Genomic DNA, 12920 nt, shown 5'->3' on the forward strand with positions numbered 1-12920 from the left:
GCCCTGGACGCGTCCGCCAACGGCTGTCACTGACCGTGAGGCCCCCATGTCCCCCGGCCCGCGTGCGCCCCGCCCCGCACCGTCGCAATCTGGACCCATGAGCCGTCGGCGCCCGGTGAAAGGGGACCCATCGACCACGCCGACGGGCTCTCCCGCCCCACCCGGCCCACCCGGCCCACCCCTGGAGGTCTCGCCATGTCGAGCAAAGAGTCGATGGCAGGCAGCGCCGAGAGCCAAGCGCGCTTGGCGGCGCTGAGCTCGGCGATCACCGTGCTGCAGTCGGCGAAACCGCCGTTCGTGCCGGAGGGAGCGGAGGGGATGACGATCCGCGTCGACTACCCTCCCGGCAGCCCCGGCCTCCCCCCGCACCGGCACTCGGGCCCCGCCTTCGGCTACCTGCTGGAGGGCGAGATGCTCTTCGAGCTGGAAGGCGAGCCGGAGCGAGTGATCAGGGCGGGGGAGACCTTCTGGGAGCCGGGCGGCGATGTCATCCACTACCAGGACGGAAACAACCGGACGGACGCCTGGAGCCGCTTCATCGTCACCATGTTCTGCGCACCGGGCCAGCCCATGGTCACCCTGGTCGACGACGAGGAACTGACCCAGCGCAGGCACCTACGGGCTCCCCGCCCGGGTGCGTGATCCACCGCTGACGCCGGACCCGGTCAATGCCGGTCCGGAACGGCCGGACCGTGCGATCACGAGAAGTGGTCGGCTCCTCAGTCGGCGCGGCCAGTAGCCGCCACGGTCACACCCAGGCCGATCATCGCGAGGCCACCCGCCCCGCCGACCATCGACAGCCGCCGGTCGGAGCGGGCGAACCAGGAACGGGCCGCCGAGGCGCCCAGGCCCCAGAGCGTGTCGGTGATCAGTCCGATGGTGACCGGGACCAGGCCCAGCACCATCATCTGCAGGGGCAGGTGGCCCGCCGAGTGGTTGACGAACTGCGGTAGCACCGCCGCGAAGAAGACGATGCCCTTCGGGTTCGTGACGCCGACGAGAATGCCGTCCAGGACCGTGCGCAGATCACCGCGCTGCGCACGGGCCGGGGCCTCCATGTCCGTGACGCGCATGTCCCCGCGGCGCCGGAACGCCTGCACGCCCAGATGGACGAGATACGCCGCCCCTGCCAGCTTCACCCCCGTGAACACCGCCGCCGAGCTCGCCACCAGCGCGCCGAGACCCCATGCCACGGCGATCACGAGCAGGTAGCAGCCGACGACGTTGCCGAGGACCGTCTCCAGGGCCGTACGACGGCCGTATGCGAGGGCCCGGCCGACCACGAACAGCACGCTCGGCCCCGGAATCACGATCACCAGTAGCGACATCGCCGCGAACGCGAGAATGCTCTCGGTGGACACCATATGTCCGTCCCTCCTGGACCGGCTCAGTACAGGAGGCAGTCAAACAGAACCCGGAACGTCCGCTCCAGACCCATCCGCGTCCCGGTACCTCGACGGCGGCGGTTGACCTTCGGCGTCCGGAGCCCTCATTCACCCACCCCGTGCCCTAATTCACCCCGGCGGCGAATTCGCTGAAAAGGCGGTTCGCCGTGGGAGAGGTGAACTGGCGCTCCAGTTCCGCTCGGGCGGTCTGCTTGCGGAACTCTCCTTCGTAGGAGGCGTCACCGGCGTTGTGCATGAGCTCGGTGATCCATGCCGCGTATGCCTGGTAGTTCCAGACATGGCGCAGACAGGTCTCCGAGTAGCCGGTGAGCAGGGCCGGATCGTCCTTCTGAATCCGGGCGATGACGGCGCGGGCGAACACTTCCGCGTCGTGGAGAGCGAGGTTGATTCCCTTCGCGCTCATCGGGGGGACAATGTGCGCCGCGTCTCCGAGCAGATACAGCCTGCCGTGGCTCATGGGGCTGTAGACGACACTCCGGAGCGGCAGGATTTGCTTGTGGAGGACCGGGCCGGTCGCCACGGGAATGCCGAAACGAGCTTCCAGTTCGCTCCAGACGCGCTCGTCCGGCCACTGCTCGAGGGTGTCGTCCGGCGCGCACTGGAGATAGAGACGACTGGCCGTCGTGCCACGGGGGATGATTCCCGCCAGGCCGCGGGAATGGATCGCCATGCCCGCGGGGTCCGGCGTCACGTCGGCCAGGATGCTCAGCCAGGCGTACCCATAGTCGTAGGAGTAACGGGTAAGGGCGTCGGCGGGGATGGATTCCCTGCTGACCCCGTGGTAGCCGTCGCAGCCGGCGAGATAGTCGCAGTTGACGACCCGTGTCGCACCGGTGGCGTCCTGGTAGCGGACTCGCGGCTGCGCGCCGTCGATGTCTTCGAGGGAGATGCCGACGGACTCGTAACGAAGGTCTCCGCCGTCCCGCAGGAAAGCGTCCGTGAGGTTCCGGACGAGGACTTGCTGAGGGCAGAACACCATATCGTCGAAGTCGCCGTCTTCGTTGTTGAATAGATCGTTCGTGAACTCTTCTCCGTCCATCCGGAAACTTATCGACTCGTCCGGAGCGCCGAAACTCTCCACGACCTCTTCGAGCCCCCACGCGCGGAACATACGCACTCCGCGGCTGTCTATGGTCCCGGCCCGCTGTCGCCGCTCGACGTACTCTCGGCTGCGCTTTTCGAGAACGACGCAGCCGATTCCGTTGCGCAACAGGAAATTGCCGAGCGTCAGTCCGGCGACCCCGGCCCCCACGATGACCACGGCGGTGTCCTCGACTGTTTCGGACATGTATTTCCCAGCCTCCTGAAGCCTGAATAAAGCAGAGGTCGAACACGCCAGAGCATGAACCGGGGCATGAACGACTGTGTCGCCCGGGTGATGCGGCGTGCCGATCACCACTGTGGACCCGACCGTGGCCGCCGCCCACTGGTGAATGGACACCTAATACCGAAAAGCCGCCAACTACTGTGCGTCGTCGCGCAGATCCGCCCGATAGCGGCCCGGGGTCTGCCCGACGACCTCGGTGAACGCCTCGATGAAGCTCGAGGGGTTGGACCACCCGCACTCCGTCGCGGTGTCGGTGACGGACCGGCCGTTGGTGAGATGGACCAAGGCGTGGTGGATGCGCAGGATGGTGCGCCACTGGTGGAAGCTCATGCCCAGCTCGGTGTGGAACAGACGGCTCAGCGTGCGGTCGCTCGCTCCCGCGGCCCGTCCCAGCTCGGTCAGGGTCGTGGTCCGGCCGGGATCGGCGTGCAACAGGTCGGTGACGGCACGCAGCCGGTCGTCGCGGGGTTCGGGCAGGTGCAGGGACTGCTCGGGGGTCGCGGTGAGCTCGTCGATCACCACCGCCCGCAACCGTTCATAGGCACCGGGCCGGACCTCCCGCCGATCGGTCAGCGCCAGGAGGGCCTCTCGCAGCAGGGGGCTCACCGCGAACACGCTGGGGTGTGCCACGAGCGCGTCGCACAGCTCGGCCGGGATGACGACCAGCCGGGCGTCGGTCCTGCCGTAGAAGCGATGGGAGTGGTCGAAACCGGGCGGCGTCCACGTCACCCGGTTGGCCGGGGCGACCCAGGTCCCGCGCTCGGTCGTGGTGGCCAGGGCACCGGCGGCCGCGTACACCAGCTGGCCCTGGGCGTGGGAGTGGGCGTCGAGGCGGTAGCCGTGCGGAAGCCAGCCTCCTCCGCTACGAGGTGATGTCTTCCGCGGCGTCGCCGGGGGCGGTGGGAAGGGCTGGCGGGTTTCCGGCATCGATCGCCAGTTTACCGCCGCTCCCGGGGCCGCTCGGGCGCCGACGGCCGAGCCCGGGGGACGAGTGAGCAGCACCGCGGACATGGTTCCGCCCATGCCGGTATGAGCGGCCGGCGTGGCGTCCGGCGCCATGTGCGGCCTCGGCCGCCGTCGCGGGCGGCGGGGAGGTGCTTCCCGTTGGCGCCGCGGGGCCGGGGCCCGGACAGACGCGCCGATGGACGACAGGAGCTTCCCTCGTCCTCCGGGTGCGGCTTCGGTGCGTCGTGCGTTGTACGGCATCATCTACTGAGCCTCTGATCGAGTGCGTGATCTGGGTGGTGGTCCTTCCCGAGCAGGGCGGCTATGAGGACGGCGCCGAGCGCGAGGAGGGCGGCGGCGACGGAGAGCGCGTAGGAGAAGCCTTCCGCCGCGGCACGCCGTGGGCCGTCCGTCGCGGCCAGGGCCTTGCCGCGGTGGGTTGCCAGAGCGACCAGGACCGCCACGCCCACCGCGCCACCGACCTGTTGGACCGAGCTCAGGAAGGCCGAGCCGAGGCCGGCGTTCTCCTCGGTCGTGCCGGTGAGCGCGGCGACGGTCAGGGCGGGCAGACTCAGCCCGCAGCCGAGGCTTGTGACGAGCATGCCGGGCAGCACTCCGGAGGCGTAGCCGTCGCTCGGTGCAACTCCGGACAGCAGCACCAGCCCGGCCGCGCTGATCAGGAACGACATGATGAGCGTCCAGCGCATGCCGAGCCCGACCACCGCCCGGGAGGAGAGCCACATACCCGCGAGGATCCCGGCACCGTAGGGCAGGTAGGCGACGCCGGCCGCGAGGGGGCGGTAGCCCAGCACGGTCTGCAGGTGCACCATCAGCAGGAAGGCCATCGCGTAGAAGGCGGCGGAGAACAGCAGGGTCGCCCCGTTGGCGACGGCGCGGACGCGGAAGGACAGGAACGACAGCGGTACCAGCGGCTCGGCGGTGCGTGCCTCGACCGTGACGAACGCGAAGGCCAGGACGACGGCGAGTACCAGGGGTCCGGCAGCGGCCGGGCGCCCCCAGCCCGACTCGGCCTGGAGCAGCCCGTAGACCAGGGACACCAGGGCGCCGGTACCCAGTACCGCACCGGGTACGTCGAGGCGTACCGGGCGGCCGGCCCGGCTCTCGGGGACCAGGCGCGGGAGCAGGGCAAGGGCCACGAGGGCCACCGGCAGGTTGATCAGGAAGATCCAGCGCCAGGATGCGAGGCCGGTCAGCGCGCCGGATATCACCAGGCCAGAGGTGCCGCCCAAAGCCGCGACGGCGCCCCAGACGCCGAATGCCCTGGCACGCTCCTTGGCACCGGGGAACAGGAGGGTGATCAGGGCCAGCGAGGCCGGACTGGCCATGGCCGCTCCCGCGCCCTGGACGAACCGCCCGCCCACAAGCTGCCACGGCTCCCGCGCCAGCCCACAGAGCAGGCTCGCCGCGCCGAACAGCGCCACCCCGGTCAGGAAGACCCGTCTGCGGCCCCACAGGTCGGCCATGCGGCCGAAGAGCAGCAACAGCCCGCCGAAGGCGAGGAAGTAGGCGTTGACGACCCAGGCCAGGCCGGCGGCGGTGAAGCCGAGGTCGTCGCGGATGCTGGGGAGCGCCACGCTCACCACGTTGTCGTCCAGGACGAGCATGAACTGCACCAGACACAGCACCACCAGGGCCGGTCCACGGCGGCCGGTGGCGGTGGCCGCCGCCGTAACCGGCGACCCGTCCATAACGTGGCGGCGCCCACGGCGCGGATGAGGGATCGTCATACCGCGACGCTATGCACCGGCCGTTCTGGCCGCGATGCGCTACAAGGCCAGGCAGTATCGCCTTGGGGACATACGCTGGGCGGCATGACCGAGGCCATCGTGGGGCCCGTCCCGCCCGGGGTCGGCGCCATCGTCGTCGGACACTTTCCGCTGGCGTCCGGGCAGTGGTTCGCCCGGCATTCCCACCCGCAGCACCAGTTGGCCTGGACGCGGCGCGGTGTACTCGGCGTCGCCGTCGACGACGCCTACTGGGTTCTGCCACCCACCCGGGCGCTGTGGCTGCCCGCGGGGATCGTTCACCGGACCGGCGCGACCCGCGACGCGGTGCTGTGCAGCCTCTACTTCGAACCCGACCGGTGCGCTCTGGACTGGTCCGACCCCACGCCAGTCGGAGTCGACGGACTGCTGGCCCACCTGATCGCCCACCTCGGACGGAACGACCTCCCCGACGACGCCCGGCTGCGGGCCGAGGGAGTCGTACTGGATCTGCTGCGCCCGTTGCCGAGCACGCCCATCGATGTGCCGACCCCGGCCGACGACCGCGTACGCGCCGTCACCGAGGCGCTGCTCGCCGACCTCGCGGACCCCCGTGGCCTGGAGGCGCACGCACGGGCCGTGGGAGTGAGCCGACGCACCCTCACCCGGCTGTTCATTCGCGACACCGGCATGACGTTCGACCGCTGGCGCACCCATGCGCGACTGCGCGCGGCCCTCTCCCTCCTCGCGGAAGGCCGGCCCGTCTCCCGGGTCGCGCACACCGTGGGCTATGCGACGCCGAGTGCGTTCCTCGCGGCGTTCCGGCGGACCGTCGGCACCTCCCCGGGGCGCTACCTGAACGGCGAGGCTTCCGGTTCGTCGTCGTCAAACACCCGCGCCCCGCCTGTCTCATCCCATCGGATGCGCAATCCAGCCTGGGCTGGTCGGCCTCGCTGAGCGCGTTCAAATCCTCGCTGCGCCGCTGTTCGGCCTCGGCCTCCCGGAGCAGAGCGGCCGAGGCGCGAGCCATGGCGGACAGCGCCTCGTCGACCGCTTGCGCCGCCCCGGGTGGTGCGCCCGAGCGGATAGGGCGCAACGCACCCGCGGGGGAGTGCCGTTGTGCTATCGGTGGCTCCCACGACGCGGCCCCCGCGGGGCCAGGCGCACCCGTACCGCCGTGGTGCCCAGGCGGGGGATGTCCACGAGGATGTCGTCGCCGTCGAGGGTGGCGGGGCCGTCGGGGTCGCCGAGGTAGGTGGCGCGTTCCGCGGCCGTGACGGGGAAGCCGCAGCGGAGGCGGACCGTGCGCGGTTCCGTGGCGAAGGACTGGAGCCTCACCAGCAGGTCGACGCCGTCGTCACCCGGGACCGGCACCGGGGCGGCGTCCCGGATCGCGATGCGGGCGTCGTCAACGGAGAGCAGCGCGAGTTCGGCCGGCCGGTCCGTGTCGGGGGCGCCGTGTGCCGGGACACCGATCAGCGGGTGGTCGACCTCGTAGGCGGTGCGCAGTGCCAGGGCTTCGGCGTCGATGGTCTCGCCGCGCCGGCGGACGCCCACCGCGTACCGGAAGGTGGTGTGGAACGCCTGCTGGGACGGGAAGTTGGTGTCCCACAGGTTGTTGTGCACCCAGGAGTAGACCGTGCCGGGCTGTCGCGGCGACGTCGAGTCGGGGAAGGGCGCGTAGGGCAGGGTGATGGTCTCCGGTTCGACCAGCGGCGCGTCCCTGGTGATCCAGGCGACGGGGCCGCCGTCGTCCGTGAGGGAGACGAACGACCTGATGGCACGCATGTGCTGGGGCGCGCCGGGCACGTGCGCGAGACCGGTGCCGGTCAGGGCGCCGGTGATCTCGTAGTGGACCGTGGGACGCGACAGCGCGAACGGGAAGGCGAGGTAGGCGCTCTCCTTCGTCATGGTGGCGGGTTTGTCGAACCGGTTGTCGATCACCAGATGGGCGTCGTCGCGGCCGAGGCCGACCGTGGTGCGGGCCCGGCGGACGCCGTCCGCCGCGTACTCGTAGGTGAGGCGCCCGCCGAGCGCGTCGTCGACGCGTTCGAGGAGCACGGCGGGGCGGGCCAGGGTCCGGGAGCCGAGGAGCTCCAGTTCCTCGCTCACCGTGGTCTTGTTGGCCTGGTGGTTGTAGCCGCCCGCGGTGGTGTACGTGTCGTAGACGTAGCCGTTGAAGCCGACGACGGCGTCCTGATCGACGAGTTCGCGACCGGTGGCCTTCTCGACGAGGCTCGCCACACAGGCCCTGGTCAGGTCGATGCGGACGCGCAGGTGGGCGTTCTCCAGGATCAGGTCGTCGGCGGTGGGCAGGGGCACGGCGCGGTCCTTGCGCTCCTCACCGTCCTCGTCCCCGTCGAGGCGGAGCGGAGCGGGGGACGTCACCACCTTGCCGCCGTCCTCGCCGGTCACCGTCACGTCCAGCCGTACGAGGCCGAACGGCGGCACGCCGGGCACCTGGACGTGCAGCCACCGCCCGGCGTCCCGGTGGACCGGGTTGGTCTGCGCCTCCTGGACCACCGGCAGTTCCGCGCCGGTGCGGCCGTCGGTCACCGACACCGCGCTCGTGAGCGGGACACGGCTCTCGCGCAGGAACACCGTCACGACGGAGGTGCGTGCGGCCGCCGTGGTGTTGACGGCCCAGTACGTCATGTCGGCGCCGGCCGCGGTGGGCAGTACGGCGCCGAGCGCGGCCGAGGCGTGGTCGAGGAAGGTGTCCGCGTCGTTGTCGCCGTGCAGCGCGTACCCGTACTTCCAGTGCCACTGCTGCTCGCCCGACTCGCCGCCCGCGTCACCATGGGTCCACGGGTCGGCGGCGCCCCAGGTGTGCTCGTTGAACAGGGACACCGACCGGTACACCTGGTCGGCGCCGCCGCGGGCGGCGGTGGCCAGGCCGGTGCCGGGCCCGGCGGGGGAGGCCAGGGCGGCGATGCCGTACAGGGTGGCGGCGTCGGTGACGGTGGACTGGGCGCGGCGCACCATGGCCTGGGGCCGGGCGCCCGAGCCGACGCCCTCGACCCACCAGTCGCCCCAGTCGCCCTCGAAGGCGGGGATGGCGTCGCCGAGGCGGGCCTCGGCGTCGGTGAAGAAGTCGGTGTTGGTGGACAGCCGCAGCCGGGGGCTGTCCCAGGTCTCGTTCCAGCGGCGTACGGTCTCGGCGAGGATCAGCCGCGGCGGCGCGTTGTCCCCGAAGTGGCCCTGCACCCTCAGGTGCAGCACGTCCCACGGGTAGGGCTCGCGCTCGCCCGGCGCGGGGGCCGGTGAGCCGAGGAGCTCGGGCGGGAACGGGTAGGGGTTGGTCGCGAGCGACGTCAGATAGGCGGGCAGCAGGTCGTCCACCATGGCGTAGGAGGTGTCGAAGCCCAGCACGGGCCCTTCCATGTAGGCCAGGCCGTGGGGGCTGTCGGTCATCCACACCAGCACCTCCTTGCCCGACGGGGCGCGCCACCGGAACAGGCGCGGCAACCGCGCCCCGCCGTTGGTGGTGGGCACCGAGCGCCCGGCCCAGTTGTGCGCCACCGACAGGTAGCGCACGCCCAGGGGGGACAGGGCGTCCGGCAGCCCGGCGACGGAGCCGGGCACGTCGGTCTGCATGGCCGAGCGGAAGTCGATCCCGTAGGTGTCCCTCACCCGGCGGGCCGGTCGCAGCAGTTCGTGGAGTTCGTCGGTGGAGCAGGTGTCGCTGTGGAGGTTGTACGGCATGGCCGTCAGCTCGATCTGGCCGGCCCGTACCCGCTCGATGAACTCCGCGACCCGCTCCGGCGGCCGGACGGCGGCCCACTGCTCGAACGACCACAGTGACTCCACGGCCCACCGGAACCTGGCGTCGTCGGGCCAGCCGTCGGTGGTACGCGTCAGGTCGAGGCAGGAGTCGAGGAAGGCGACGTGTTCGCCGAGGACGGTGCCCTGCGGATCGGTGTAGCCGATGTCCAGATGCGAGTGGTGGACCAGGTGGATCGTCCAGTCCCGCGGTGGTTCCAGCGCGAAGGCGAGCACCGCCGAGGCGTCGCCGTTGCGGGCCTCGATGCGCACGTCGCGGCGGTCGCGTTCCAGGGGCAGCATGAGGCGTGGTCCGCCGGGCGCGGGCAGCACCTCGACGGGCACCCGGCCACGGCCCGCGATCTCCACGTGGAAGGTCCACTGGTCATGGCCCGGAGCGCCAGGGCCAGGCGTCTCGCCGGAGATGAGGATGCGCACCCCGCGCCGGGCGCCGGCGCCATCGCGGCGTACGAGGTGTTCCGGCAGGGCCCGCAGTTCCGTGGTGCCGGCCCGCGCGGTGGCGGCGACGGCGAGGCCGATCATGCTCGTCCGGGCCTTGTCGGTGGACCAGCGGCGGTCGCGTACGAGGGCGCGCGTCGTCATATGTGTCTTCTCTCCCAGGGTGGTTCAGTGGTTCGTTTCGGGCCGTGAGCCGCGGGTTCGGGCCGTGAGCCGCAGGTTCAGGCCGTGAGCCGCAGGCTGTTGACGAAGAAGCGCTGGAACACGAAGAAGAGGACCACGGTCGGCACCGAGGCGATGAGCGCGCCGGCGAGCACGACGGGCGGCCCCACCGTGGCGTAGTTGCCGTTGAGGTCGGCGAGTGTGGCCGTCACCGGCCGCACGTTCGGGCTGAGCGACAAGGTGATGCCGAACAGCAGGTCGTTCCAGATCCAGGTGAACTGGAAGATGAACGCGGCCAGCAGCGCGTTCCTGGCCAGCGGCAGGTGGATCCGCAGGAACATCGACAGCCAGTTCACGCCGTCGAGCTGGGCCGCCTCCGAGATTTCCCTCGGCACGGTGAGCATGAAGTTGCGGTTGACGAAGAACGCGAAGGGGATCGTCAGCGCCACGTAGATCAGCAGCATGCCGTACTGGGTGTCGTAGAGGTCGGTGGTGGCGTACCCGCTGAACAGCGGGGACAGGAACGTCTGGAGGGGCAGCACGGTGCCGATGAAGATGAACCAGAACCAGAGTCCGGGCCGCCGCACCGGCATCACGGTGACGGCGAACGAGGCGAGTGCCGCGATCGTCACCGCCACCGCCCCGCCGATCACCGCGTAGATCAGGGTGTTGAGCAGTCCCCGCCCGACGTCGGCGCTCTCGAACGCGGTGCGGATGTTCGCGAACAGCCCGGGGGAGGAGAACCACCACCGTGGGGATCCGGTGTACTCCTTCGCTGGGGTGAAGGCGTTGACGACGACCAGCCAGGTCGGCACCAGCCACAGCACGGAGACCAGGGCGACCAGGACGCCGCGCGCCGTTCTGCCCGTCATACGGCATCCCCCGACCGCTGCCGCACCTGTTGCCGCAGGTAGAGCCAGGAGGCGGCGATGACGACGACCGTCAGTACGACGGAGACGGCCGCGCCGTAGCCGTACCGGTTGAGGGTGAAGGTCTGCCGGTACATCGTCAGCGCGAGCGTCTCGGAGGCCGTTCCGGGGCCGCCCTGGGTGAGCAGCCACACGATGTCGAAGGTCTTGAGGCTGTTGACGATGGACATGCCCACCACCACGACGGTCATCGGCCGCAGCTGCGGCACGATCACGCGCAGGAAGAGCTGGAGGCCCTGCGCGCCGTCGATCCGGGCGGCCTCGATGGTGTCCGTGGGAATGGTCTGGAGCCCGATCAGGAAGAGGATCAGCGAGGCCCCGGTCGCCTGCCATGTCGTCGCCACGATCATCACGAGGGTGTTCAGCGGCCAGTGCAGCAGCCACTCCTGCTGCCAGCCGCCGAGCCCCACCGCGCCCAGCGTCTGGTTGACCGCCCCGTCGCTCCTCAGCAGGTACGTCCACAGCAGGGCCGTCGCCGAGCCGGAGAGCGCGTACGGGATGACCACGGCGGTACGGGCCACCGCGCCCCAGCGCATCGAGTGGGTCAGCACCGCGAGCAGCAGGCCCAGCAGCACCGGAAGGACCAGCGTGCCCACCACCCAGAGCACGGTGTTCAGCAGCGACCGGCCGAAGTCGGGGTCGGTGAACAGCGCGGTGTAGTTGGACAGGCCGACGAACCGCGCGGTGATGCCGTTGTCGTCGAAGAGGCTGCGCCATGCGGTGATCAGGAAGGGCACGACCAGGAGCAGCAGGACCAGCGCCACGGCGGGCGCCAGGAACGCGCCCACCCAGGCGGCGGCGCGGAAGCGGGCGGAGCGCGGATCGGGCACGAGGGGTTCGGGCCGGTATGGCCCCGTTCGGCTGGCTGCCTCGTCGGCAGTGGTCAGGACGTCCACACCTTCCACTCCTTGTCGGCTCGGTGCTGCATGTTCGTCAGGGTCCGCGTCGCCTTCGCGGGGGTGGGGTCGATCATGAAGGCGCTCAGATCCTGGACGTTCCCCTCGATCAGAACGGGGGGCGATGCCTCCCAGTAGCGGATGGCCTCCTTCGGCCGTTCGCGTCGCACCTGGGCGGCGACCTGGCGCACGGTGCCCACGTTCGGCACGACGCCCGGGTCGGCGGAGGTGTCCCGGAGGAATCCCGTCCACGCCGTCTGGACCGCCGGGTCGAGCCAGGCGCGGGCCACGGCGAGTGCGGCGTCGCGCTTGTGGGCCTGTGCCGACACGGCCAGTACGCCGCTCTCCACGAGCACCGAGCGGTTGCCGCCGGGCGGCGGAGGCAGCAGGAACGCGCCGAGGTCGGCGTCCTTGACCCCGGCGTCGAGGAACGCGCCGGTGTTCCAGGCGCCGTAGAGGCACATGGCGGTGCGGCCCTGCGTGAACTGACCCGGCAGGTCCGTGGTCGTCGCGTCGGGCGAGGAGAACGCGCCCCGCCGGTACAGATCGCTCCACAGGGCCATCGCGCGCCGGCACACGTCGTCGGTGTACGAGGCCCTGCCCGCCGTGAGATCGAGGTAGAAGCGGTGGTCGAGCCCGTTGACGAGCTGCTGGAACCAGATCGAGGACTCCCAGGTGGTCGCGCCGCCGGAGGAGATCGGAGTGATGCCCTTGGCGTGGGCGGCGTCCACTATGTCGAGGAACTGCTGCCATGTCGTCGGCACGTCCACACCGAGCCGCTTGAAGACGGACCGGCTGTGGAAGACCACGTAGTACGACTTGTAGAGCGGAACGCCGTACTGCCTTCCCTCATGGGTGAAGGTCTCGCGCAACGCGCTGTCGTCGCTCCAGCCACGCCGGGCCGCCTCGTCCCAGGCTTCGGTGACATCGGCGAGGATCCCGGCGCGGGCGATGTCGCGCAGCCGGTACCCGTTCCACCACTTGAGGAGATCCGCCGTGGAGTCGGTCTGCGCCGACATCCGCACGATCTGCTGATAGTTGCTGACGTTGGGAACCGCCCGCGGCGCGAGCCGGAAGCCGGACAGCGGCCGCAACTTCCTGCCCGCCGCCCGGAAACCCGGCGACCAGGTGGGGTTGTCGTTGAACACCGAGACCACGTCGGCGGGCGCGGGCCGGCTCATCGAACCTCGTGCGCACGCGCTGAGGGCGAGGCCGGCGATGCCCGCGGAGGAGGCGGCCAACAGCCGGCGCCGGCTCATCCCCCGTGGCATGTCGATTGGCATGTCGATCGACGCCATCTGACCCCCTCG

The 12920-nt window shown here is 70.8% G+C and carries 10 protein-coding genes; 2 read left to right on the top strand and 8 right to left on the bottom strand.

All coding sequences use genetic code 11. The features are described from left to right. Window positions 1-213 precede the first annotated feature (213 nt). Window positions 214-642: a cupin domain-containing protein gene (locus tag J2Z30_RS16270; RefSeq protein ID WP_245388093.1), complete on the top strand. Its 429-nt coding sequence runs from the start codon at window positions 214-216 to the stop codon at window positions 640-642. A 77-nt stretch (window positions 643-719) separates the two neighbouring features. Here J2Z30_RS16270 and J2Z30_RS16275 read toward each other — a convergent pair whose 3' ends face one another. The 4 genes from J2Z30_RS16275 to J2Z30_RS16290 form a co-directional block, all read right to left on the bottom strand. Next, complete coding sequence (locus J2Z30_RS16275) at window positions 720-1364, bottom strand: LysE family translocator (protein ID WP_044571340.1); 645 nt, start codon at window positions 1362-1364, stop codon at window positions 720-722. Window positions 1365-1509: 145 nt separating this feature from the next. Continuing rightward, on the bottom strand, window positions 1510-2694 hold the full coding sequence (locus J2Z30_RS16280; RefSeq protein WP_044571337.1) for a 4-hydroxybenzoate 3-monooxygenase: 1185 nt from the start codon (window positions 2692-2694) through the stop codon (window positions 1510-1512). A 174-nt stretch (window positions 2695-2868) separates the two neighbouring features. Further along, the gene (locus J2Z30_RS16285) at window positions 2869-3660 is read right to left on the bottom strand and encodes an AraC family transcriptional regulator (protein ID WP_044581558.1); all 792 of its coding nucleotides are present in this window, start codon (window positions 3658-3660) and stop codon (window positions 2869-2871) included. Window positions 3661-3938: 278 nt separating this feature from the next. After that, window positions 3939-5387 carry an MFS transporter gene (locus tag J2Z30_RS16290; protein ID WP_044571336.1) on the bottom strand — a complete coding sequence of 483 codons (1449 nt, stop codon included), beginning with the start codon at window positions 5385-5387 and terminating at the stop codon, window positions 3939-3941. Window positions 5388-5510: 123 nt separating this feature from the next. Between J2Z30_RS16290 and J2Z30_RS16295 the strand changes: the two genes are divergently transcribed. Beyond that, complete coding sequence (locus J2Z30_RS16295) at window positions 5511-6359, top strand: AraC family transcriptional regulator (RefSeq protein WP_044571334.1); 849 nt, start codon at window positions 5511-5513, stop codon at window positions 6357-6359. A gap of 165 nt (window positions 6360-6524) precedes the next feature. Here the strand turns inward: J2Z30_RS16295 and J2Z30_RS50930 are convergent, their stop codons facing one another. From J2Z30_RS50930 to J2Z30_RS16315, 4 genes are all read right to left on the bottom strand, one after another. Beyond that, window positions 6525-9767, bottom strand: a complete 3243-nt coding sequence (locus J2Z30_RS50930; protein WP_044571332.1) for a glycoside hydrolase family 38 N-terminal domain-containing protein — start codon at window positions 9765-9767, stop codon at window positions 6525-6527. A 77-nt stretch (window positions 9768-9844) separates the two neighbouring features. Beyond that, the gene (locus J2Z30_RS16305; RefSeq protein WP_044571329.1) at window positions 9845-10657 is read right to left on the bottom strand and encodes a carbohydrate ABC transporter permease; all 813 of its coding nucleotides are present in this window, start codon (window positions 10655-10657) and stop codon (window positions 9845-9847) included. Beyond that, a complete protein-coding gene (locus tag J2Z30_RS16310) occupies window positions 10654-11610 on the bottom strand; it encodes a carbohydrate ABC transporter permease (RefSeq protein ID WP_044571327.1) in 957 nt (318 codons plus the stop codon). Before J2Z30_RS16310 ends, J2Z30_RS16305 begins: the two co-directional genes overlap by 4 nt. Beyond that, on the bottom strand, window positions 11598-12908 hold the full coding sequence (locus J2Z30_RS16315) for an ABC transporter substrate-binding protein (protein WP_044571325.1): 1311 nt from the start codon (window positions 12906-12908) through the stop codon (window positions 11598-11600). The genes J2Z30_RS16310 and J2Z30_RS16315 overlap by 13 nt, the downstream gene beginning before the upstream one ends. Window positions 12909-12920: the final 12 nt, after the last annotated feature.

Origin of the sequence: Streptomyces iranensis (genome assembly GCF_017874715.1) — a bacterium.
GTDB classification, from domain to species: Bacteria; Actinomycetota; Actinomycetes; order Streptomycetales; family Streptomycetaceae; genus Streptomyces; species Streptomyces iranensis.